The 21,070-nt window shown below is 68.4% G+C and carries 22 protein-coding genes; 9 read left to right on the forward strand and 13 right to left on the reverse strand.

The features are described 5' to 3' along the window. Nucleotides 1-837: a type II CAAX prenyl endopeptidase Rce1 family protein gene (locus LN047_RS12380; RefSeq protein WP_373981888.1), complete on the reverse strand. Its 837-nt coding sequence runs from the start codon at nt 835-837 to the stop codon at nt 1-3. Nucleotides 838-999: 162 nt separating this feature from the next. Between LN047_RS12380 and LN047_RS12385 the strand changes: the two genes are divergently transcribed. Then, nucleotides 1,000-1,374, forward strand: a complete 375-nt coding sequence (locus LN047_RS12385) for an MAPEG family protein (protein ID WP_373981889.1) — start codon at nt 1,000-1,002, stop codon at nt 1,372-1,374. A 60-nt stretch (nt 1,375-1,434) separates the two neighbouring features. Here LN047_RS12385 and LN047_RS12390 read toward each other — a convergent pair whose 3' ends face one another. The 10 genes from LN047_RS12390 to LN047_RS12435 form a co-directional block, all read right to left on the reverse strand. Then, nucleotides 1,435-1,869 carry a carboxypeptidase-like regulatory domain-containing protein gene (locus tag LN047_RS12390; RefSeq protein ID WP_062841507.1) on the reverse strand — a complete coding sequence of 145 codons (435 nt, stop codon included), beginning with the start codon at nt 1,867-1,869 and terminating at the stop codon, nt 1,435-1,437. 128 nt (nt 1,870-1,997) lie between these two features. Further along, nucleotides 1,998-2,795, reverse strand: a complete 798-nt coding sequence (locus LN047_RS12395; protein ID WP_373981890.1) for an NRDE family protein — start codon at nt 2,793-2,795, stop codon at nt 1,998-2,000. 3 nt (nt 2,796-2,798) lie between these two features. Further along, a complete protein-coding gene (locus LN047_RS12400; protein ID WP_373981891.1) occupies nt 2,799-4,778 on the reverse strand; it encodes an FUSC family protein in 1,980 nt (659 codons plus the stop codon). A gap of 20 nt (nt 4,779-4,798) precedes the next feature. Next, the gene (locus tag LN047_RS12405; RefSeq protein ID WP_056317222.1) at nt 4,799-5,281 is read right to left on the reverse strand and encodes a YbaK/prolyl-tRNA synthetase associated domain-containing protein; all 483 of its coding nucleotides are present in this window, start codon (nt 5,279-5,281) and stop codon (nt 4,799-4,801) included. A 63-nt stretch (nt 5,282-5,344) separates the two neighbouring features. Then, nucleotides 5,345-6,070 (reverse strand): response regulator transcription factor, encoded by a 726-nt coding sequence (locus LN047_RS12410; protein WP_179689007.1) that lies wholly within the window; start codon nt 6,068-6,070, stop codon nt 5,345-5,347. A gap of 131 nt (nt 6,071-6,201) precedes the next feature. Then, the gene (locus tag LN047_RS12415; RefSeq protein WP_373981892.1) at nt 6,202-7,668 is read right to left on the reverse strand and encodes an efflux transporter outer membrane subunit; all 1,467 of its coding nucleotides are present in this window, start codon (nt 7,666-7,668) and stop codon (nt 6,202-6,204) included. 4 nt (nt 7,669-7,672) lie between these two features. Continuing rightward, on the reverse strand, nt 7,673-8,818 hold the full coding sequence (locus LN047_RS12420; protein ID WP_128829460.1) for an ABC transporter permease: 1,146 nt from the start codon (nt 8,816-8,818) through the stop codon (nt 7,673-7,675). Beyond that, on the reverse strand, nt 8,815-9,762 hold the full coding sequence (locus LN047_RS12425; protein WP_062841501.1) for an ABC transporter ATP-binding protein: 948 nt from the start codon (nt 9,760-9,762) through the stop codon (nt 8,815-8,817). The genes LN047_RS12420 and LN047_RS12425 overlap by 4 nt, the downstream gene beginning before the upstream one ends. Then, on the reverse strand, nt 9,759-10,712 hold the full coding sequence (locus LN047_RS12430) for an HlyD family secretion protein (protein WP_062841500.1): 954 nt from the start codon (nt 10,710-10,712) through the stop codon (nt 9,759-9,761). The genes LN047_RS12425 and LN047_RS12430 overlap by 4 nt, the downstream gene beginning before the upstream one ends. A 2-nt stretch (nt 10,713-10,714) precedes the next feature. After that, the gene (locus LN047_RS12435) at nt 10,715-11,479 is read right to left on the reverse strand and encodes a TetR/AcrR family transcriptional regulator (protein WP_373981893.1); all 765 of its coding nucleotides are present in this window, start codon (nt 11,477-11,479) and stop codon (nt 10,715-10,717) included. 162 nt (nt 11,480-11,641) lie between these two features. On the opposite strand from LN047_RS12435, the gene LN047_RS12440 reads away from it, so the two are divergent. The 3 genes from LN047_RS12440 to LN047_RS12450 all read left to right on the forward strand — a co-directional run bounded on the left by LN047_RS12440 (nt 11,642) and on the right by LN047_RS12450 (nt 14,115). After that, nucleotides 11,642-12,691, forward strand: a complete 1,050-nt coding sequence (locus tag LN047_RS12440; RefSeq protein ID WP_373981894.1) for an NADP-dependent oxidoreductase — start codon at nt 11,642-11,644, stop codon at nt 12,689-12,691. Beyond that, on the forward strand, nt 12,688-13,368 hold the full coding sequence (locus LN047_RS12445) for a type 1 glutamine amidotransferase domain-containing protein (RefSeq protein WP_056317241.1): 681 nt from the start codon (nt 12,688-12,690) through the stop codon (nt 13,366-13,368). The genes LN047_RS12440 and LN047_RS12445 overlap by 4 nt, the downstream gene beginning before the upstream one ends. Before the next feature lie 147 nt (nt 13,369-13,515). Then, entirely contained in the window at nt 13,516-14,115 is a 600-nt protein-coding gene (locus LN047_RS12450) for an HD-GYP domain-containing protein (protein ID WP_180099359.1), read from the forward strand. Between the two features lie 3 nt (nt 14,116-14,118). Here the strand turns inward: LN047_RS12450 and LN047_RS12455 are convergent, their stop codons facing one another. After that, the gene (locus LN047_RS12455) at nt 14,119-15,717 is read right to left on the reverse strand and encodes a glycerol-3-phosphate dehydrogenase/oxidase (protein ID WP_373981895.1); all 1,599 of its coding nucleotides are present in this window, start codon (nt 15,715-15,717) and stop codon (nt 14,119-14,121) included. Between the two features lie 92 nt (nt 15,718-15,809). Next, nucleotides 15,810-16,601, reverse strand: coding sequence for a DeoR/GlpR family DNA-binding transcription regulator (locus tag LN047_RS12460; protein WP_056317250.1), 792 nt, complete (start codon nt 16,599-16,601; stop codon nt 15,810-15,812). Between the two features lie 221 nt (nt 16,602-16,822). On the opposite strand from LN047_RS12460, the gene LN047_RS12465 reads away from it, so the two are divergent. From LN047_RS12465 to LN047_RS12485, 5 genes are read left to right on the forward strand one after another with little or no spacing between them, the layout of a single operon-like run. Continuing rightward, nucleotides 16,823-17,908, forward strand: coding sequence for an ABC transporter ATP-binding protein (locus tag LN047_RS12465; protein ID WP_373981896.1), 1,086 nt, complete (start codon nt 16,823-16,825; stop codon nt 17,906-17,908). Further along, the gene (locus LN047_RS12470; protein ID WP_373981897.1) at nt 17,908-18,996 is read left to right on the forward strand and encodes an ABC transporter ATP-binding protein; all 1,089 of its coding nucleotides are present in this window, start codon (nt 17,908-17,910) and stop codon (nt 18,994-18,996) included. The genes LN047_RS12465 and LN047_RS12470 overlap by 1 nt, the downstream gene beginning before the upstream one ends. Further along, entirely contained in the window at nt 18,993-19,883 is an 891-nt protein-coding gene (locus LN047_RS12475; protein WP_056317256.1) for a carbohydrate ABC transporter permease, read from the forward strand. Before LN047_RS12470 ends, LN047_RS12475 begins: the two co-directional genes overlap by 4 nt. Next, nucleotides 19,876-20,688, forward strand: a complete 813-nt coding sequence (locus LN047_RS12480) for a carbohydrate ABC transporter permease (protein ID WP_056317259.1) — start codon at nt 19,876-19,878, stop codon at nt 20,686-20,688. The genes LN047_RS12475 and LN047_RS12480 overlap by 8 nt, the downstream gene beginning before the upstream one ends. A 27-nt stretch (nt 20,689-20,715) precedes the next feature. Continuing rightward, complete coding sequence (locus LN047_RS12485; RefSeq protein WP_373981898.1) at nt 20,716-21,024, forward strand: DUF2160 domain-containing protein; 309 nt, start codon at nt 20,716-20,718, stop codon at nt 21,022-21,024. The last annotated feature ends 46 nt before the right edge of the window (nt 21,025-21,070 follow it).

Genomic DNA, 21,070 nt, shown 5'->3' on the forward strand with positions numbered 1-21,070 from the left:
TCAAAGCGCGGCGCGCATCGGATAGGTAAACCATCCGAAGTGCGCCGCGTTCAGCCCCAGATGCGCCAGCACGGCGGCGGCCAGCCCCCCGTAGCGGTAGGCCACGCCGTATCCCACCCCCGCCAACGCCGCCAGCAGCATCCACTGCCACCCGCCGGCGTCGTGCGCCAGCCCGAACAGCGCGGCCGCCACGGCCAGCGCCGCCCAGGCGCCCCACGGATGATGACGCCACCATTGCGTCAGACGTTCCTGCACATATCCTCGAAACAACGCCTCTTCGGCCAGCGTGACGAGCAGGGCGTTGTTCAGCAGCCAGATCCAGCCGGACGCGGGCCACTTGGGCGCCCATCCCACCACCCCCAACGCCAGCGCCAAGCCCAAGCAGGCGGACACCGCGCCCGCGCACGCCAGCAACGCCGCCTGCAAGGTCAGCCGCGCATGCGCCGCGGCCATCGGCGGGGCCAACACCAGCACCACCCAGAACCCCACGAGCGGCTTGTCCATATTCAGGTACATGCCGAACGGCACCGCGTCTGGCGTGAGCGGCGCGGGCGCAATGACCTGCAGGTTGTGAAAACCGGGCAACAGATGGGCAAAGAGCAGCACGGCCACGACCACGAAGAGCGCATGACCGGCCGCGCGCGATGCCGGCCCCGCGCCGGCGCGCACCAGCGCGGCCGCGGCGATCAGCAGTGCCGGCCACGCCAGCGCCACGGGATCCACGACGCCGTCGGCCAGTGCCCAGGCCCATGCCACCGCCAAGGGGGCTAGCGCCCAGCGGCGCGTGCCAGGCGGCCACAAGAGGGCGGCGGCCAGGAACAGGGCAAACCACGGCATGACGTGCGGCATCGGCGGGTGGGAGGCTATCGCGAAGGCCTGAGTGTACGCGCGGACCCGCGCCGGCTTTGCCTTGCCGGTGATTTCAGGCGACCATGCGGCAGCGGCGGCACATGCCCCGCATGTCAGGCGGACATGGCGCCGCCAGCAATGGAGTCAGGAATGAAGACAATCGCGTGGTTGATGCTGGCCGCGGCGCTGCTGCCGTTCGTGTGCACGATCATCGCCAAGGCAGGCGGCAAGACGTTCGACAACAACGATCCGCGCGCGTGGCTGGCGCGGCAGGATGGGTGGCGCGCGCGGGCAAATGCCGCGCAGGTCAACACATTCGAAGCGTTGCCGTTTTTCTACGCCGCGGTGTTGTTCGCGCTGTACAACCAGGCCTCGCCCGCGCACGTTGCCACGCTGATGGCGTGCTGGCTGGGCACGCGGCTGGGATACCTGGCGATGTACCTGGCGAACTGGGGCGCGCTGCGCTCGCTGGTCTGGACGGCGGGCGTGGGGTTCGTGATCGCGATCCTGTTCGCGGGCGTCTGAGCCTGCGGCGCATGACCCAATGAGACTGGCCGCGGCGTTACGCGCCGCGGCCGCCCGGCATCACTTCCACTCGAACATGGCGCGCGCGGTGCCCGTGCCTTGCACCGTGACCTCACGGTCCTGCGCCTGGCCGTCGTACGTGGCCGATATCTTGTAGCTGCCTGCAGGCAGCTTCACCAGCATGTAGGGGCCTTGCGACGTGGTCTGCAGCACGGCCTTGCCTTGGGCGTCCCGAATGGCGACGGTGACGTCGGCCACGTAATCGGCCTTGCCGCCGCGTTGGGCGGCAAAGGTCAGCGCCAGCGGATAGCTGCTGGACGCGGCCTTCATGGCTTCCGATTCGTCGATGCCGATGCCGCCGCTGACGTACTCCACCGTGCCCTGATGCTGCACGGGCGGCATGCCTGCCTGGGCGGTGGACAGGACGCCTGCAATGGCCATGGTGCCCAGGGCCATGGCGGCGGCCATCGTGCAGCGTTCAAAACGTTTGTTCATGGAATTCTCCTGCAGGAAAACCGGCGGGGCAGCGCGTTGTGGCTGCCCCCGGCGGTAGCTTGCAACGATTCGACTTCGCCGCGCAAGGCGAGTTCGCGTCCGTCCGCCTCGGAAATCAACCGTTTGTATCAGGCGCCGCGCGCGGTGCCGCCGCTGGCCTGCCGCCAGCTAAACGTCAGCTGGCTCACGCCGCTGACCGAACCATCCGGCGCGAAGCGCCGTTCCACCAGATGCCCCGCGCCGCCGCCATGCAGCGCCATTACGCTGGAGCTGCGCGTGCCGTACTCGGGGCTGACGATGAACGGGCTGCTCAGCAGCCGCTCGCGGTCCGGCGGCAGGCCGGTGGCGGGCAGGTCTGCATCGTCCGCCGGGCTGCGGTCGGCAAGCGCGGCGAACAGCGCGGGCAGATCCGGCTGCGGCTGGTGGTGCAGCACGGCGGTGAACGCGGCCTTGGTTCGCGCCAACTTGGGCCAAGGCGTGTCCAGCAGGTGATTGGACAGGGCATAGACGCCGGGGGCCAGCGCGCGCGGCCCGCCGTCGCGGTTGCTCAGGTACCACGCCTGGCGGGCGTCGCCCACGATCAGGTTGAAGCCGTTGTAGGCCTGGTCCACGTCATGCACCGTTTCCAGATACGCCTGCGGCGTCATGGCGCCGCGCAGAAAGTCCTCGACCAGCGCGCCGCGCGACGGCGCGTCGTCCAGATGCCGGCCGGGTTCGCGAAAGTTGGTGACCAGCGCGTAGCGCCCCTCGGTCGTCGCGCCCATCCACGTGCCGCCCGCCTGGCCGTCGCGCCCAGCGTAGATGGTCGGGGCGTCCGGCCATTGCGCGGCGGGCAGGGTGGGACGCGCGTGGAACTCGTCGCGGTTCGCGGCGATCAGGACGGGGATGCCGGGCAAGGAGTGCAGGGCCAGTACGGCAAGACACATGATTCAGACCTGATGAAGGGGGGAGGGATTGGCAGGGCGGCCGGGCGCGGCGGTGAAGTCGGGTCCGGCCAGCGTGGCGCGCAAGGCTTCGATCTGCGCGGCGACGTCGCGCAGCGCGGGCGAAGGCGTCGAGATCGCATCGCCAGGCACGGGCAGGCCCTGTTCGACGGAGGCGGCAATGCGATCCAGGGCGGCGGCCAGTTGGGCGACCTCGGCGGCGGGGGGCGCGGCCTGGCCGTCGGGCAGCGACCAGGCCGTGTCCGAGATGGCGTTGGCCACGCGTTCCAGCGCCACTTCGACCGGCCACCAGGCCAGCGCGCGGCGGCTGACCAGTCGGGGCTCGGACAGCCCGCGCTGCAGGGCGATGCGCAGGTCCGACAGGCGCGAGTAGGCGCGGGCGCGCAGGTCGTGCCGTTTGTCGGGATCGGCCTGAAAGACCGTGTTCAGGTACGCCGCCAGCGTGGACGTGGCCGAGGACACGGCATGGTCCAGATTGCTGCGTTCGATCCGGATCCAGGGCAGATAGCCCACCAGCAATACGATGGCCGCCGCGACGCCTACGTCCACCAGGCGGGCCAGCGCAATGGCCCAGCTTCCCGGCTGCAGCGCGCCGATCAGCAGCATGAGGATGGGCAGCATGATGGCCGAAAACAACCCATAGTTGCGCCGTATCGACCACGGCAGCAGCGCGGCCAGCGCGGCAACCGTCAGCAGGCTGGCAAGGCCGCCCCGATCCAGCGCGAGGACGGTGGCGCTGATGCCCACGCCCACCACGCTGCCCGCGCAGCTTTGCAGGGCGCGCGCGAACACCGAGCCGAAGTTGGGCTTGAACACCACCACGACGACGAGCGGCACCCAGTAGGACCGCGGCAGCGCGGCTGCCAGGGCGACAGCCTCGGCGGCAAGCAGGCACAGCCCCAGTCGCACGAGATACCGCACCGTCGTCGGTCCGGGCCGGTACGTGCGGACCAGCACGCGCCACGGGGTACGCGCGCGCGCGGGCTGAAGCGTCGCGAAGGCGTCGGGCTGCGCGGCGCGGGCGCCGTTCAGCAACAGTTGCACCTGCTCCAGCGCCTCGGCCAGCTGCGGCATGCCGGCCCGGCGCAGGGCGGCAATGTCGTCGCGCGCGTCCGGTTCGGCATCGTTTTCGACCCGGTCGGCCACGTGGTTCATGACGCGCGCGCACTCGGGCGGCAGTACCCGGCCGGCGCGCGCCAGCGTCAACGCGGCATTGGTGAGCGGCGTGCAGGCCTGCAACTGCGCGGCCAGGCGGGCCAGCCGCGGCGTCGGACCGGCCGACCGGCCACGCGCGGCCAGCACGGTGTCATAGGCGGCGGTCATGGCCGCTTCCATGTCGCGGCGTGCGGCCATGACCCGGGAAGTGCCGATCGCCGCGAACATCGCCGCCAGCTTGCGGTAGGCCTGCGCCACCGCGGCCCGCTCCGGCGCGATGGGGTTCACCACCCACCCGGACAGCGTCAGCGCCAGGCCGAACAGCCCGCCCGCGCCGACCAGCACCGGCGGCATCCACGCGGGCAGCGTGGACGTCAAGCTGGAGCCGACGATGACGTAGGTGGCAAATTGCAGCGTGGCGACGGCGGCGATGTTGTTGAAGGTGCCGACCAGGCTGGCCGCCAGGACCAGCACCATCATGGCCGCGGAGGTCCACAGCTCGTGCCCGGCGATCAGGTTGCCCAGCAGGTAGCCCAAGGCGCCGCCGAACACCGTGGACCCGATCGAAAGCGCCCGGTTGCGGTAGGGGCCGCCGTTGTCGCCCGTGATGGCGGGCAGCGCGCCCAGCGCCACCAGCGCGGCCGCCGCGCCCTGGTCAAGCGCCATGCCCACCGCCGTCGGCAGGCCGATGGCCAGCGCGGCGCGCAGCATCACCCACGGATTCACCGGCGACGGCTCCATGTGCGCCAGGCTCATCAGCCAGCGCATGTTCGAGGCGTGCGCGACGCGGCTTATGGATGGGCGGGACACGGTGGCCTCTTGGGCGGCTGTCAGGCCTTGATGAGCGGCGCCTCTTCAGGCGCGGCCAGGCGGAAGTAGTCGTCGGTGTTCAGCAGGATGGACGCGTCCAGGCGTCCCGCGTTGAACACGATTTCGGCGTGGCGTTCGCGCAGGCTGGGGTCCACCAGCAGCGTCAGGTCCGGATTGAAACTGAAGGGCGGAATCGCGCCGATCTCGCAGCCGGTCAATTCGCGCGCCAGGTCCTGCGACGCGAGCGAGGCCTTCTTGCCGCCGGCCGCCCGCGCAATGGCGTCCAGATCGGCCTGCTTGTCCGCGGGAAAGACGGCCAGCACGTTCTTGCGCAGGTTGGAAGAGATCTTTACGCGGCAGACCAGCGCCTTCGCGCCCTGGCTGACCTCGGTGCCGCGAATGGCGGCGACCTCGACGGAACGCCCGGCCGCGGCATGTTCAAGCAGGCGGTAACGGGCCTGGTTCTGGATGAGCAGGGCTTGCAGGCGTTCGAAGACTTCCATGGGACTCGGGGCAGAAGCGGCCGGGGGGCGGCCTTGTACGCGAAATCATACGCCCGCGGCGCGCTAGATTTCCCCGGTGAATGCGTAGCCCCAGCCCCACACGGTACGGATGGGCAATTCCACGTCCACATCCTGAGCCTTGCGCCGCAGGCGGCTGACGACGACGTCCGTGCGGCGGACGGATTCGCGGCCGGAATGCGGATCGATGCCCGGCGGGTCGCCGCGCGGCATGCGCTTGTCGGGCGAGCCGGTCAGCTTGAGCAGGAAGTCGCGTTCGGCCTGGGTCAGCGCCAGGCGCGTGCCGTGGGGGCTGACGAGCGTCCAGGCCGCGTCCAGGAATTGCCACTTGCCGGTTGGTTCGGCGGGCGCCGCGGCCACGGCCGGGCGCGGCTCGGCCTCGGGGGCGCGGCGGCCGGCGGCGGTGGGCACGCGGCGCACCAGCGCCTGCAGGGCGGCCGCGATCTCGCCCGTGGCGACGTCGGGCGAAAAACAGGCGTCGGCGCCGCAGTGCAGGCCGAGGATGCGGTTCTCGGGGGTGTCGAAGGCGGAAATGGCGACAATGCCGGCGGTGGTGTCCATGGCGCGCAGACCTGCGACGGCCATGCAGAGATCGGTAAATTCGGCTTGCATCACGAGGAGCGGGGTGCGGCGGGCCTGGAACAGGCGGAACAGTCCGTTGGAGTCTTCGCAAGGACGCGGCGAGAACCCCATTTCGGCCAGTTCGTCGCTGCGGCGCACGCGCTGGCCGGCGTCGGGAGCGAAGACGATCAGGTCTAATAGGTCATTCATGAATCGGTGTAAACATCATGCAGCTTGAGCACAGGCATGATGCAACGGTTACACCGCTTTCCAAAAAGCGCTCAACGACACTTTCCTACCCGAATTCTCGGCCATGGGCGCGGGAATCGCCTTTTGGCGGCTCACGGCACGGCGGCAACCGCCTCATTCCACCATCCGCCGCCCAGCGCTTGTAACAAGGCGGCCGTGTCGGTGTAGCGCGCCGCGTCGGCCTCGATGCGCGAAATCCGCGTCTGTAACACCTGCCGCTGGCTGTCCAGCAGGCTCAGGTGGCTGATGCCGCCGGCCTGGTAGCGGCCCGCGGCGATGCGTCCGGCGTCGTCCGCGCGGCGCCAGGCGTCGTCATAGGCCGCGAAGGCCTCGCCGTCCGTCTGCAGCGCGCGCAGCGCATCGGCCACCTGGCGCAAACCGTCCAGCACGGTCTGGCGGTAGGCCGCGGCGGCCGCATCATACGCGGCTTCGGCCGAGCGTTTGCGCGCGCGCAGCTCGCCGCCGTGAAAGAGCGGCTGGACAAGGCCCAGGCCAAGATTCCAGACATTCACGCCATTGGCCAGTTCGTTCGCGCCCGTGCGCTGGGAACCGAAGCTGGCGGTCAGCGTGAACTGCGGATACAGGTTGGCCGTGGCCACGCCCACGTCGGCCGATGCCTTGTGCCACAGGGCTTCGGCGGCCAGGATGTCGGGCCGCTGGCGCGTCAGCGCCGAGGGCACGCCCGTGGGCACATCCGGCGGCAGCGTCAGGTCCGCCAGGCGCAGCGGGGGCGACTGCAGGCTGGCGGGCGGCAGGCCCAGGTAGGTCGCAAGCTGGTGCGTCACCTGCGCCAGCTGGTATTCCAGCGGCGGCAGGGTGGCGCGCGTCTGCGCGACCAGCAGCTCCTGGTTGCGCAGGTCGGCCAGGGCGATGCCGCCCGCCTCCAGCCGTTTCTGCATGATGTCCTGCTGGTTCACCTGCGCGGCCAGCAGATCGCGCGTGGCCGCCAGCCGCTCGGCCAGGTCCGCCTGGCGGATGGCGGCGGTGACGACGTTGGCCGCCAGCGACATGCGTGCCGCCTGCAGTTCGTGGGCTTGGTAATCGATCTGCGCGGCCAGGCTTTCCAGCGCGCGGCGGTTGGCGCCGAACACGTCCAGGGTGTAGGACACGTCGATGGAGGCGTTGTAGAGCGTGAAGGGCGGGGGCGGCTCGGCGACCGGCACGCCATAGGCCGCCGGATCCACCTTCTTGCGGGCTGCCGACAGGTTGCCGTCCACTGCGGGCAGCATGCGCCCGCCGGTGTCGGCGGCCAGGTCTTCCTGCGCCTGCCGCAACCGCGCGCGCGCCTCATCCAGCGTGGGGCTGGCGTCGAGCGCCTGGCGCACCAGCCTGTCCAGCGGTTCCGACTGAAACAACCGCCACCACTGCCCGGGGATGTCGGCGCCCGCCTGCAGGCGCTGCAGGCCCGGCGGCAGCGCGTCCTGTCCGGGCGTGTAGGACGTCACTTCGGGCGCGGCTGGCTTGTCGAAGTCGGGGCCGACCGCGCAGGCGGTCAGCAGGGCGCAGAGCGCCGAGACGGCCAGGGGGCGGGAAGCGGGCAGGCGGCGGGCGCGGAGCATGGGATCAATCCAGGGTGCGGCGGTAGAACTTCACGGCGGCGGTCATCACGATGACGGTGAACAGCATCAGCGGCCAGATGTTGGGCCACAGGTCCCACCAGCCGTTGCCCTTGAGCAGGATGCCGCGGATCAGCCGGTTGAAATACGTCAGCGGCAGCAGGTTGCCCAGGTGCTGGGCCCACATCGGCATGCCCTGGAACGGAAACATGAAGCCGGACAGCAGCATGTTCGGCAGGAAATAGAACATGGTCAGCTGCATGGCCTGAAGCTGGTTCTGCGCCAGCGACGACAGCGTGATCCCGACCGTCAGGTTCGCCGCGACGAAGAGCAGCGCGGCCAGGTAGACGGACAGCAGGCTGCCCATGACGGGCACGTGGAACACGAAATGCGCCGCCGCGAGAATGATGGTGGCCTGGATGAGACCGATGGCGATGTAGGGCACGATCTTGCCGGTCATCACCTCGATCGGCCGCACCGGCATCGCCAGCAGGTTTTCCATGGTGCCGCGTTCTCGCTCGCGGGTCATCGCCAGCCCGGTCATCATCACCAGCGTCATGGTCAGGATCACGCCCATCAGCCCCGGCACCGTGTTGTATTGCGAGATCTGTTCTTCGTTGTAGAGCTGGTGAATGCGCACGTCGAAGGGCGGCTGGCCGCCCGCCAGGCTTGCCAGCGGCCCGGTCAGGTCCTTCTGCGCGACCGCCTGGGTGAGCTGGGTGGCCGCGCCCAGCGCCATGCCGGTGGCCATGGGGTCGGTGGCGTCCGCCTCGATCAGCAGGGCGGGGCGTTCGCCGCGCAACAGGCTGCGGGTGAAGTCGGGCGGAATGGTCACGACGAACAGCACGCGGCCCTGCGCCAGGGCGGCGCGGCCCGCTTCCTCGGTGTCCAGCTCCTCGACGATGTGGAAGTAGTCCGACGAACGCATCGCCGCGATGAAGCTGCGCGTGAACGGGCTGTGGTCCGAGGCGATGATGGCGGTGGGCATCTGGCGCGGGTCGGTATTGATGGCGTATCCGAAGAGCGCCAGCTGCATGATGGGCAGGCCGACGATCATGCCGAAGGTGATGCGGTCGCGGCGCAGCTGCAGGAATTCCTTGAGCACCATGCTCCACCAGCGCGACCACGAAAAGCCGTTCAGGCGCGCGGTCATGGCTGGCTCGCAAAGTTGTCGGTGGACCGGTTCATCAGGTAGATGAAGACGTCTTCCAGGCTCGTGTCCACGCGTTCCAGCCGCAGGTTCTGGCCCGCGATGGCCGCGCGCAGCGTGCTTTCCAGCTGCGCCGCGTCCTTGCCGCTGACATGCAGCGCCGACCCGAACGCGACCGTCTGGTCGACGCCGGGCGCGCCGCGCAACTGCTGGCCCAGCGGAACCAGGTTGGCGCCGTGGATTGCCCAGGTGGTCAGGTCCTGTTCGGCGATGACCTCGTCGGCGGTGCCCTGCGTGAGCAGCTTGCCGTACGAAATGTAGGCCAGCTTGTGGCAGCGTTCGGCCTCGTCCATGTAGTGGGTGCTGACCAGCACCGAGATGCCGCGCGCCGCCAGTTCATGCAGTTGCTCCCAGAAATCGCGCCGCGCCGTCGGGTCCACGCCGGCGGTGGGCTCGTCCAGCAGCAGCAGCCTTGGTTGGTGCAGCAGGCAGGCGGCCAACGCCAGCCGCTGCTTCCAGCCGCCGGACAAGGATCCCGTCAACTGCCCCGCGCGGCTTTGCAGCCCCAGATCCTGCAACGCGCGGTCCACGGCCTCCTTGCGCTGGTCCATGCCGTACATGCGCGCCACGAAATCCAGGTTCTCGCGGATGGTCAGGTCTTCCCAGTACGAGAACTTCTGCGTCATGTAGCCCACGTTGCGCTTGATCTGGGCGCTGTCGCGCAGGATGTCGTAGCCCAGGCACGTGCCGCTGCCCGAATCCGGCGTGAGCAGGCCGCACATGAGGCGGATGCAGGTCGTCTTGCCGCTGCCGTTGGGGCCCAGGAAGCCGAAGATCTCGCCTTCGCGCACCTGCAGCGTCACGTCGTTCACGACGTGCTTGTTGCCGAAGTGCTTGTTCAGGCCGTGAACGTCGATGACGTTGGTGGCGGAGCCGGGGGTGCTCATGGCAGGGTGGCCTCCACCGGCTGGCCCGGATGCAGCCGCGCCGCCACGTCGGCGGCGGGGCGCGCTTCCACCATGTACACGAGCTTGCTGCGGCTTTCGCGGCTGTAGATCACGGGCGGGGTGTATTCGGCCTGATCCGATACGTAATCGATGCGCACGGGTATCGGATCGCCGCAGCCATCGCAGCGCAGCGTGGCCTGCTGCCCGATCTTCAGCGACCCGACGACCGTCTCCGGCACAAAAAAGCGCACCTTGATGTTGCCGGGCGGCAGCAGGCTGACGACCGGGCTGCCAGCGGGCACCCATTCGCCCACCCGGTACATCGTGTCGAACACCCGGCCCGCGGACGGCGCGGCCAGCTGCTTCTGGGCCAGCGTCCATTCGGCTTGCGCCAGCGCGGCGTCGGCCGCCTCCACTTGCGAGGCCTGCGCGCGCCGCGCGTCGTCGCGCCCCGGCAGCCGGTTCACCTCGACTTGCGCCTGCAGTTCGCGCACGCGCGCCGCGTCCGACTGCGCCTGCTCGCGGCTATCGTCCAGCTGCGAACGCGGGATGCCGCCGATGCGGAACTGCGCATTGTCGCGGGCAAGCTGCGCGGCGGACCGCCGGCTGGCCGCCTGCGCCTGCGCCAATTGCGCCAGGCTGACGTCGACTTCGGGGGGCCGCTTTCCGGTGGCGATGTCCTCCAGCTGGGCGCGCGCCGCCGACAGCTCGGCCTGGGCCTGATCGCGCGCGGCCGCTTCGCGCGTGGCGTCCAGCGTGTACAGCGGCTGGTTGGCGTCGACCTGCTGGCCGCGCCGCACCGCCAGCGTGTCCAGGCGCCCCGGCTCGGACGAGGCCACATAGACGTAGTCGCCCTCCACGTAGCCCTGATAGAAGGCCTGGTCGTTGTTGCCGCAGCCGAAAAGCGTCAGCAAGGCCAGGGAAGCGGGCAGAAGGCGAAGGGTGCGCATGGTCAGCGTCCTGAAGACGAGGAGGTTGGCGGCGTGGTTGGCGCAAAGAGGCCGCCGGTCAGCATGGCGATCGCGTGGCGCGCGATCGCGTCGTTGTCGATGGTCTGTGCCACCGGGTCGTTCTGCCAGATGCGGCGCCATAAATTCGACGTGGCCAGCGGCAGCAGCGTCATGCCCAGAATGGACAGGAACACCAGGCGCGGTTCCACCCCCGGCGTGATGGCGCCGCGCCGTTGGCATTCGGCAATGAGGCCAGCGAACGCCTGAAGCCGGTCCGACGGCAGATGGCGCAGCACGCGATCGCGCAGCTGGCCGCCTTCGTTGACGACTTCGTGCATCCACAGCGACGGCAGCCAGGGCTTTTCGGTCGCGCTCTGGACCACGCGGCCAACGATTTCCGTGACGAAGCCACGCGCCGCCGATGCTGGGTCGGGCGGGGCGCTCACGGGGATGCCATCCGCGGTCAGGGCGCCGGCGGCTCCACCCGGCCCAAGCGGCACGGGCGCCCAGACATAGCCGATGACGGGCACGATCCGCTCCAGCACCACGGCGTCGATCAATTGGTCGCGGCTCTTGAAGTAGTAATGCAGCATCGCCGGCGTGACGCCCGCGCGCTGCGCGATGTTGGCGATCGTGGTGGCGGCCACGCCCTGCGCGGCGAACAGCTGCGTGGCCAGATCCAGCAGATTGGCGCGCGCGGTGGCGGTGTCCGGACGGGGCGGACGCCCTGGACGGCGAGGGGGGAAGGGGCGGGAAGCAGCAACCATGCGGCGGATTCTAATTAAAGAATTAATTAATTAAAAGGGGGTTCGATCATCAGGGTTTCAGCGGCTGCCGGCGGCGTGCGATGGTGTAATGGTCCGGTTCCCCACCACGCCGCCCGGGCGTGTAGCGAGGCCCGGCCGGCTCCATGAAGGAGGCCGCATACCATGCCCCAATCCGCTTCAACCAACCGCCGTATCGTGCTTGCCGCCCGGCCGCACGGCGAGCCCGCCGATACCGACTTCCGCCTGGAAACGCGCGAAGTCCCCCAACCGGGCCCGGGCCAGGTGCTGCTGCGCACGGTCTACCTGTCGCTCGACCCCTACATGCGCGGCCGCATGAGCGATGCCCCGTCCTACGCCGAGCCCGTGCAGATTGGCGAACCGATGGTCGGCGGCACCGTCACGCGCGTCCAGGCCTCGAATAATCCGCAGTTTCCGGTCGGCGAATGGGTGCTGGCGCAGACCGGGTGGCAGGACTACGCCGTGTCCGACGGCACAGGCCTGCTGCGCCTGGGCGCGAATCCCGAAAACCCGTCCTGGTCGCTGGGCGTGCTGGGCATGCCCGGCTTTACCGGCTACATGGGACTTCTGGACATCGGCCAGCCCAAGGCGGGCGAAACCGTCGTCGTGGCCGCGGCCAGCGGCGCGGTGGGCGCGGTGGTGGGCCAGATCGCCAAGATCCACGGCTGCAAGGTCGTGGGCATTGCGGGCGGACCGGACAAGTGCCGCTACGTGGTCCAGGAGCTGGGCTTTGACGAATGCCTGGACCATCGGCAGCCGGACCTGGCGGGCCGCCTTGCCGCGGCCGTGCCGCAAGGCATCGACGTGTATTTCGAAAACGTTGGCGGCGCCGTCTTCGATGCCGTGCTGCCGCTATTGAACCCGCGCGCCCGCGTGCCGGTCTGCGGGCTGATCTCGGCCTATAACGCGACCAGCCAGCCCGAGGGCCCGGACCGGCTTGCGCTGCTCATGCGCACCATCCTGACCAAGCGGCTGAAAATGCAGGGGTTCATCATTTTCAATGAGTACGCGCACCGCTACGGTGAATTCCGCGACGCCATGCTGGACCTCATCAAGCAAGGCCGCATCAAGTATCGTGAAGACGTGGTCGACGGCCTGGAGAACGCCCCGCGCGGGCTGATCGGGCTGCTCAAGGGCGAAAATGCCGGCAAACGCATTGTGCGGGTCGGCCCTGACGAATGGAGCGCTACATGAACATCCTGATCGTGCTGACTTCCCACGACACGCTGGGCAACACGGGACGCAAGACGGGCTTCTGGCTTGAAGAGTTTGCGGCGCCGTATTACGCGTTCCTGGACGCCGGCGCCAAGCTCACGCTGGCCTCGCCGCTGGGCGGCCAGCCGCCGCTCGATCCCAAGAGCGACGATCCCGACGCGCAGACAGACGACACGCGCCGCTTCAAGCAGGACAGCGACGCGCAGCGCGTGCTGGCATCCACGCGCCGGCTGTCCGAGGTGCAGGCCTCGGACTACGACGCGGTCTTCTATCCCGGCGGCCACGGCCCGCTGTGGGACCTGGCCGAAGACAACAATTCGGTGGCGCTGATCGAAACCATGCTGGCCGCCGGCAAACCGGTATCGGCCGTGTGCCATGCGCCCGGCGTGTTGCGTCACGCCAAGACCGCCGACGGCAAGCCGCTGGTGCAGGGCAGGCAGGTCACGGGCTTTTCCAACGCGGAAGAAGCGGCCGTGCAGTTGACCGACGTCGTGCCGTTTCTGGTCGAGGACGAACTGAAAAAGCTGGGCGGGCTGTACAGCAGCGGGCCGGACTGGCAGCCGCACGTGGTCAGCGACGGCTTGCTCATCACGGGGCAGAATCCCGGCTCGTCGGTGGGCGTGGCGCGCGCGCTGCTGGAGCGCCTGAAGGACTGACCGCCGCCGGACTCGCAGGGCAGGGCAGGACACGGGCCGGGCCGCACGCCAAGCGCGATGCGGCCCGGCATTGTGGCGGATTGTGTCAGAATCCCGCCTTTCTGAACTGAGCGCGCCGTCATGCCGTTGCGGCGCGCGTGCTTTCCAATGCCCCCCGACGTCCCCGATCTTCCAGCAGGAACTTATGAAGCGGCGCTTTTCGCCGCCATGCAGGCGCGCGACCCGGCCACCGGCCGGCATTGCAAAAGGGTGGTTGCGCTAAGCGTTGCGCTGGCCAGGGCCTGCGGGCTGCCGCAAGATGAACTGGACATCGTCTCCGTGGCGGCGCGGCTGCACGACGTGGGCAAGATCGGCACGCCAGACCGCGTGCTGCTTAGCCCGCATCGGCTGGAAAAGGAAGACTGGGAAATCATGAAGGCGCACGCCGCGGCGGGCGCCTTCATCATCCTGCAGACCGCGATGCCGCAGCGCGAAGCCATTGCGCTGGCGGTGCGGCACCACCACGAACACTTCGACGGCTCCGGTTATCCGGATGGCCTGTCGGGCCATGCCATTCCGCTGCATGCGCGCATTATTTCGGTGGCCGATTCCTACGACGCGCTGGGCGATGCGCGGCCTTACCATCCGGCGCGCACCCACACGCAGATCATGCGGATCCTGAACCAGGAGGCGGGATCGAAATGCGATCCCGACCTGCTGCGCGTCTTCGAATCGATGATCGGGGGCAGCCCGCTGCGCGTGCCGTAGCGTTTACTTCAAGCGGTAGTTCGCCGCGACAGTGGCCAGATCCTGCAGCGTGCGCTGCTGCCAGGCCGCGTCGTGGCCCAGTTCCTCGGCCAGGATGCGCGCGACTTCGGGCGCGGCCAGCATGGCGGCCTCGGCGTCCAGGAACAGCGCGCGGTTGCGGCGCGCCAGCACGTCTTCCGCGCTGCGCGCCAGTTCGTAGCGGGCGGCAAAGCGCACGTGCGCTTCGGACAGGCCGCTGGCCTTGACCAGCATGCGCCCGGCGCCGGGCAGGGCCTGCAGCGTCGCCAGATCGTTGCCGTAGTAGCTGTCAGGCGTGCCGGCGTGTTCCTGCGACGGCGCCAGGCCGCCGGCGCCGTGCAACGGCAGCGACTCGGTGCGGCACGAGGCCTGCGTCAGCAACTGGTGCTGGATCGCGGTGTCCACCACGTCCTGCGCCATGCGCCGGTATGTCGTCCACTTGCCGCCCGTCACCGTCACCAGGCCGGCCTTGGACACCAGGATCGTGTGCTCGCGCGACAGCTTCTTGGTGGAGGCTTCGCCGGTCGCCTTGACCAGCGGGCGCAGGCCGGCCCAGACGCTGGTCACATCGTCGCGCGTCGGCTTGCGGCTCAGATACCGCGCCGCGGTGTTCAGGATGAAATCCACGTCTTGCGCGCCCGCGTCGGGATCCAGCGGCAGGTCCTGGCGCGGCGTGTCGGTGGTGCCGACGATGGTGTGGCCGTTCCAGGGCACCACGAACAGCACGCGGCCGTCGTCGGTCTTCGGGATGAGGACGGCGCGCTTGCCGGGCAGGAAGTCGTGCGGCAGCGTCAGGTGCACGCCCTGGCTGGGCGCCACCATCGTCTGCGCGTTCTTGTCCTCCATGCGGCGCACTGCATCGACCCACACGCCGGTGGCGTTGACGACGCAGCGCGCGCGCAACGTGAAGGTAGATCCGCCGACCACATCCGTGGCCGTGACGCCGTCCACCTTGCCATTCGTCATGGTCAGTCCGGTGGCGCGCACGTAGTTCACCGCCGTGCCGCCCAGGTCAAAGAGCGTGCGCATCAGGCTGATCGCCAGGCGCGCGTCGTCGAACTGGCCGTCGTAGTACAGGACGCCGCCCTTCAGGCTGCGACCGTTGACGGTCTCGGCCAGGGTGGGGGCGTTGGCCAGCGTCTCGCGGCGCGACAGCCAGCGGCTGGGCGCCAGGTTCAGCTTACCCGCCAGCATGTCGTACATCTTCAGGCCGATGCCGTAGAAGGGCTGGTCCATCATCGTGTAGGCCGGCACCACGAAACCCAGGGGCCAGACCAGATGCGGGGCGTTGCGGTTGAGCAGGCCGCGCTCGTGCAGGGCTTCGCGCACCAGGCTGACATTGCCTTGCGCCAGATAGCGCACGCCGCCGTGGACGAGCTTGGTGGCCTTGCTGGAGGTGCCCTTGGCAAAGTCGGCGCCTTCGATCAGCAGCGTCCGGTAGCCGCGCGCGGCGGCATCCACCGCCGTGCCCAGGCCGGTCGCGCCACCGCCGATGACGATGACGTCCCAGGAATGCGTGTTGTCCAGCGTGTTGAGCAGGCGGCTGCGTTCGGGCGGGGTGACGGAGGCGTGGGGTTGGTTCATGTTCTTTGGGGGCGGCGTGGCCGCGAGGTAAATGCTTCGATATTCGTGCCGGCAGCGCGCAAGCGGAGGGTGGAGCCGCTGCGGTGCACGGGTCAGGGTGTCGGTTTGGGCAGGTTCGGCGCCGCGGCGACGTCACAGCGCACGCCCGAATCCAGCAACACTTGTGCCAGCGGCTCCTGGGGATGCGCGTCCGTGAAGAACCGGTCGATCTGCGAGATATGCGCCAGTTCCACCATGGCCTGGCGCTTGAACTTGCTGCTGTCGGCGGCCAGCCAGACTTCGCGCGACTGCTCGATGATCGTGCGGGCCACGCGCACTTCGCGAAAGTCGTAATCGCGAAGTGTGCCGTCGGCCTCGATGCCGGAAATGCCGATCAGTCCGATGTCGACCTTGAACTGGCGGATGAAATCCATGGTGGCTTCGCCCACGATGCCGCGGTCGCGCGAACGCACCACGCCGCCGGCCACGATGACTTCGCAATCCGGGTTGTCGGACAGGATGTCGGCCACGTGCAGGTTGTTCGTGATGACGCGCAGCCCGCGATGGCGCAGCAGCGCGCGCGCAATGGCTTCGGTGGTGGTGCCGATGTTCAGGATCAGCGAACAGCCATCCGGCACCGCGCGGGCCACGGCCTCGGCGATGCGCTGCTTGCCTGCGGCATGCAGGCCTTGGCGCTTGCGGTACGCGATGTTCTCGATGGTGGACGCTTCGATGCGCACGCCGCCATGAAAGCGCGACAAGAGGCCGGCTTCGGAAAGGATGTTGACGTCCCGCCGCACGGTCTGCAGCGTCACGTCGAAGCGTTTGGCGAGCTCTTCGATCGAGGCCGAGCCCTGGGCCCGCACCATTTCGATCAGCGCGCTCTGTCGAGGATTCAGTGTCATGTTCGAATGATAAAACAACAAAAGCGAAAAATAATGACGCACCGCAAGATTGTTTTTTGTTCGCTTCTTCAGTAAAACGCACAAAAAACGAAAGCCATCTGAAAGAGTATGCTCATCCTGTTGCGTCGGCGCGTGATCGCGCCGCCGCAAAGGGCGGGACGCTGTGCCGAATACCGAAGTCCGTAGAAAACAGGGACGTATAAGTAGGTTGAGGAGACTAGATGCAGCTGACCTTGGACGGGATAGCTTTGCGGGCTGGCTCGCAGACGCACCTGTATCCCATGAGCCTGGCCCCGGTTCCCGGCGCCATGACCGTCCTGCTGGGGGCCACCCTGGCCGGCAAGACCTCACTGATGCGCATCATGGCCGGGCTGGACCGGCCCACCGAAGGCCGCGTGCGGGTTGACGGCGCCGATGTCACCGGCGTGCCGGTCCGCCAGCGCAACGTGGCGATGGTCTACCAGCAGTTCATCAACTATCCGTCCATGTCGGTCTACGACAACATCGCCTCGCCGCTCAAGCTGCGCGGCGAGGCCAATACGCGCGACAAAGTCCACGCGATGGCGGCGCGCCTGCACATCGATCATCTGCTGGACCGCTACCCGTCCGAGCTGTCGGGGGGCCAGCAGCAGCGCGTGGCGCTGGCCCGGGCGCTGGCCAAGGACGCCCCGCTGATCCTGCTGGACGAGCCGCTGGTCAACCTGGACTACAAGCTGCGCGAAGAATTGCGCGACGAACTGTCGGAATTGTTTGCGCAGGGGCGGTCGACCGTGGTTTACGCCACGACCGAACCCGGCGAGGCGCTGTTGCTGGGCGGCCACACCGCCGTGCTCGACGCGGGCGAACTGCTGCAATACGGCCCCACGGCCGACGTATTTCACCGGCCCAATTCGATCCGCGTGGCCCGCGCGTTCAGCGATCCGCCAATGAACCTGTTCGCCGCCCGCCGCGACAACGGCGGCTTCGTCCTCCAGGGCGACGTGGCGGTGGCGCGCGCGCTGCCGCCCGGCGCCGAGGCCGGCATCACGGCCGGCCTGCGGGCCGGGGCGCTGGACGTGGAGGCCCGGCCCGGCCACGTGGCGCTGCCCGGCCGGGTGACGCTGGCTGAAATTTCAGGTTCCGACACCTTCGTGCACGCCGAGACGGCCGCAGGCGACGTCGTGGCCCAGCTGCCCGGCGTGCACCGCTACAAGCTGGACGAGCGGGTGCAGCTGTACTTCGATCCGGCCCAGACCTATGCCTTTGGCGCGGACGGCGCGCTGCTGGCCGCACCGCGCCAGCCGGTCGGCGCGGGGGAGGTTGCCTGATGGCGCAGATCGAGCTGGACCTGTCCCATTCCTACGTCGCCCATCCCCAGTCCGATGACGACTACGCGCTGCTGCCGCTGCAATTCACTTTCCGCGACGGCGGCGCCTACGCGTTGCTGGGGCCCTCCGGCTGCGGCAAGACCACGCTGCTCAATTGCGTGTCGGGCCTGCTGCGGCCGTCGCACGGGCGCATCCTGTTCGACGGCCAGGACGTCACCGACAAGACCCCGCAGGCGCGCAACATCGCCCAGGTTTTCCAGTTTCCGGTGGTGTACGACACCATGACGGTCGCCGAGAACCTGGCGTTTCCGCTGCGCAACCGCGGCGTGCCGCCCGAGCGCATCCGCGAGCGCGTGGGCCGCATCGCCGAAATGCTGGAAATGTCCAACGTCCTGGATCGCCGGGCCAGCGGCCTGACGGCGGACGCCAAGCAGAAGATTTCGCTGGGCCGCGGGCTGGTGCGCAGCGACGTGTCGGCCATCCTGTTCGACGAACCGCTCACCGTCATCGACCCGCAGCTCAAGTGGGAGCTGCGGCGCAAGCTCAAGGAAATTCACCACGAGTTCAAGCTGACGCTGATCTACGTGACCCACGACCAGACCGAGGCGCTGACCTTTGCCGACCAGGTGATGGTGATGGCGCGGGGCCGCGCGGTGCAGGTGGGCAGCGCGGACGACCTCTTTGAGCGGCCCGCGCACACCTTCGTCGGCCATTTCATCGGCTCGCCCGGCATGAACTTCCTGCCCGCGCAGTGGCGCGATGGCGCGCTGAGGGTGGGTGAGCGCCGCATGGACGGCGTGCCCGAGGCCGTGGCCGCCAAGCTGCGGGACGCGGGTCCGGTCAAGCTGGGCGTGCGGCCCGAATACCTGCGGCTGGCCGAGGCCGGGGCGCCCGGCGCCGTGTCCATGCGCGTGGAGCGCGTGCAGGACGTGGGCACCTACACGCTGCTGGTCGCCGACTTCGAGGGCACGGCCGTGCGCGCGCGGCTGGGCAGCAACATCGTCACCGAAGGCAAGGGCGGCACGGTGTGGCTGTCCGTGCTCAACCCGCATACCTGCTTCTACCGCGACGAGGTGCTGATCCCATGAAACCCACCGATCACCGGGCCTGGTTCCTGGTCATGCCGGTCGTGCTGTGCGTGGCGTTCTCGGCCATTCTGCCGCTGATGACCATCGTCAACTATTCGGTGCAGGACATCATTTCGCCGGAGCGCCGCGTGTTCGTCGGCACCGAGTGGTTCGCCGCGGTGCTGCAGGACGAGGAGCTGCACGGTGCGCTCTTTCGGCAGATCGGGTTCTCGTTCGCCGTGCTGCTGATCCAGATCCCGCTGGGCATCCTGCTGGCGCTGTCGATGCCCGCCAGCGGCTGGCGCGCGTCGGCCGTGCTGGTCATCATCGCGCTGTCGCTGCTGATTCCGTGGAATGTCGTCGGCACGATCTGGCAGGTGTTCGGCCGCACCGACATCGGCCTGCTGGGCGCCACGCTGTCGTGGCTGGGCGTGGACTACAACTACACGGGCAACGATGTCGACGCCTGGGTCACCGTGCTGGTCATGGACGTGTGGCACTGGACGCCGCTGGTGGCGCTGCTGTGCTACGCGGGGCTGCGCGCCATCCCCGATGCGTACTACCAGGCCGCGCGGATCGACGGCGCCTCGCGCTTTGCCGTCTTCCGCTATATCCAGCTGCCCAAGATGCGCGGCGTGCTGATGATCGCGGTGCTGCTGCGCTTCATGGACAGCTTCATGATCTACACCGAGCCCTTCGTGCTGACCGGCGGCGGCCCGGGCAACGCCACCACCTTCCTGTCGCAATACCTGACGCAGAAGGCCGTGGGCCAGTTCGACCTGGGCCCGGCGGCGGCGTTCTCGATCATCTATTTCCTGATCATCCTGCTGCTGTGCTTCATCCTCTACAACTGGATGCAACGCGCGGGCACCACGGGCGGCTTCGACGAGGAGCGGGCAAATGCGTGAGAAATCCTCCTGGTGGCGCGGCGCCTTCCTGACGCTGTACCTGGTGTTCGCCATCCTGCCGCTGTACTGGATGCTGAACATGTCGTTCAAGTCGAACACCGAGATCGTCAGCACGCTGACGCTCTGGCCGCGCGACTTCACCTTCGAGCACTACCGCACCATCTTCACGGACCCGGCCTGGTATTCGGGCTACATCAATTCGCTGATCTACGTCGTCATCAACACGGTCGTCTCGCTGGGCGTGGCGCTGCCGGCTGCCTACGCGTTCTCGCGCTACCGCTTCATCGGCGACAAGCACGTGTTCTTCTGGCTGCTCACCAACCGCATGACGCCGCCCGCCGTGTTCCTCTTGCCGTTCTTCCAGCTCTACAGCTCGTTCGGTTTGATGGACACGCACCTGGCCGTGGCGTTGGCGCACCTGGTCTTCAATGTGCCGCTGGCGGTGTGGATCCTGGAAGGCTTCATGTCGGGCGTGCCGCGCGAGATCGACGAGACCGCCTACGTGGACGGCTATTCGTTCCCGCGCTTTTTCCTGACGATCTTCCTGCCGCTCATCAAGTCGGGCGTCGGCGTGGCGGCGTTTTTCTGCTTCATGTTCAGCTGGGTGGAGCTGTTGCTGGCGCGCACGCTGACCTCAGTCAACGCCAAGCCCATTGTCGCGACCATGACGCGCACCGTGTCGGCCTCCGGCATGGATTGGGGCGTGCTGGCCGCGGCGGGTGTGCTGACCATCGTGCCCGGCGGCATCGTCATCTGGTTCGTGCGGCACTACATCGCGAAGGGTTTCGCGATGGGCCGCGTGTAGGCATCTGGACAACAGGAGGGCGCAGCCATGTTCAGCTGGATGGTGTGGACCACCCCGGTCGCCGTGTTCTTCAGCTGCATCGTCCTGATGCTGATCGGCATGACGATCTGGGAATTGAAGTCGCCCACGCAGGAGCGCAAGGGCTTTCTGCCCCTGCGCACCACGCGCGGCGACCGGCTGTTCATTGGCCTGATGGCCGCGGCGTGGCTGAACCTGGCGTTCCTGGGATTCGGCCAGAAAGCGGTCGAGTGGTTTTCGCTGGATCAGCCGCCGTCGGTGTGGATCAGCTTCGTGCTGTCCATGCTGCTGCTGGCCTTCATCATGAAAAAAGGGTGAGAGAAGGGCGCCAGACCCTTCGTTGGTTTCGGGCAGTCAGGTAAAG

This window comes from Achromobacter sp. JD417 (assembly GCF_041879325.1).
Lineage (GTDB): Bacteria > Pseudomonadota > Gammaproteobacteria > Burkholderiales > Burkholderiaceae_B > Achromobacter > Achromobacter mucicolens.

What these genes read in the sequence shown, in the direction of transcription:
- LN047_RS12480 (WP_056317259.1), top strand. Translation starts at nt 19,876, where the DNA reads ATGCGTGAGAAATCCTCCTGGTGGCGCGGCGCCTTCCTGACGCTGTAC.
- LN047_RS12385 (WP_373981889.1), top strand. Translation starts at nt 1,000, where the DNA reads ATGAAGACAATCGCGTGGTTGATGCTGGCCGCGGCGCTGCTGCCGTTC.
- LN047_RS12405 (WP_056317222.1), bottom strand. Translation starts at nt 5,281, where the DNA reads ATGGAAGTCTTCGAACGCCTGCAAGCCCTGCTCATCCAGAACCAGGCC.
- LN047_RS12475 (WP_056317256.1), top strand. Translation starts at nt 18,993, where the DNA reads ATGAAACCCACCGATCACCGGGCCTGGTTCCTGGTCATGCCGGTCGTG.
- LN047_RS12455 (WP_373981895.1), bottom strand. Translation starts at nt 15,717, where the DNA reads ATGAACCAACCCCACGCCTCCGTCACCCCGCCCGAACGCAGCCGCCTG.
- LN047_RS12390 (WP_062841507.1), bottom strand. Translation starts at nt 1,869, where the DNA reads ATGAACAAACGTTTTGAACGCTGCACGATGGCCGCCGCCATGGCCCTG.
- LN047_RS12410 (WP_179689007.1), bottom strand. Translation starts at nt 6,070, where the DNA reads ATGAATGACCTATTAGACCTGATCGTCTTCGCTCCCGACGCCGGCCAG.
- LN047_RS12440 (WP_373981894.1), top strand. Translation starts at nt 11,642, where the DNA reads ATGCCCCAATCCGCTTCAACCAACCGCCGTATCGTGCTTGCCGCCCGG.
- LN047_RS12380 (WP_373981888.1), bottom strand. Translation starts at nt 837, where the DNA reads ATGCCGTGGTTTGCCCTGTTCCTGGCCGCCGCCCTCTTGTGGCCGCCT.
- LN047_RS12470 (WP_373981897.1), top strand. Translation starts at nt 17,908, where the DNA reads ATGGCGCAGATCGAGCTGGACCTGTCCCATTCCTACGTCGCCCATCCC.
- LN047_RS12460 (WP_056317250.1), bottom strand. Translation starts at nt 16,601, where the DNA reads ATGACACTGAATCCTCGACAGAGCGCGCTGATCGAAATGGTGCGGGCC.
- LN047_RS12395 (WP_373981890.1), bottom strand. Translation starts at nt 2,795, where the DNA reads ATGTGTCTTGCCGTACTGGCCCTGCACTCCTTGCCCGGCATCCCCGTC.
- LN047_RS12415 (WP_373981892.1), bottom strand. Translation starts at nt 7,668, where the DNA reads ATGCTCCGCGCCCGCCGCCTGCCCGCTTCCCGCCCCCTGGCCGTCTCG.
- LN047_RS12420 (WP_128829460.1), bottom strand. Translation starts at nt 8,818, where the DNA reads ATGACCGCGCGCCTGAACGGCTTTTCGTGGTCGCGCTGGTGGAGCATG.
- LN047_RS12445 (WP_056317241.1), top strand. Translation starts at nt 12,688, where the DNA reads ATGAACATCCTGATCGTGCTGACTTCCCACGACACGCTGGGCAACACG.
- LN047_RS12465 (WP_373981896.1), top strand. Translation starts at nt 16,823, where the DNA reads ATGCAGCTGACCTTGGACGGGATAGCTTTGCGGGCTGGCTCGCAGACG.
- LN047_RS12450 (WP_180099359.1), top strand. Translation starts at nt 13,516, where the DNA reads ATGCCCCCCGACGTCCCCGATCTTCCAGCAGGAACTTATGAAGCGGCG.
- LN047_RS12485 (WP_373981898.1), top strand. Translation starts at nt 20,716, where the DNA reads ATGTTCAGCTGGATGGTGTGGACCACCCCGGTCGCCGTGTTCTTCAGC.
- LN047_RS12425 (WP_062841501.1), bottom strand. Translation starts at nt 9,762, where the DNA reads ATGAGCACCCCCGGCTCCGCCACCAACGTCATCGACGTTCACGGCCTG.
- LN047_RS12430 (WP_062841500.1), bottom strand. Translation starts at nt 10,712, where the DNA reads ATGCGCACCCTTCGCCTTCTGCCCGCTTCCCTGGCCTTGCTGACGCTT.
- LN047_RS12435 (WP_373981893.1), bottom strand. Translation starts at nt 11,479, where the DNA reads ATGGTTGCTGCTTCCCGCCCCTTCCCCCCTCGCCGTCCAGGGCGTCCG.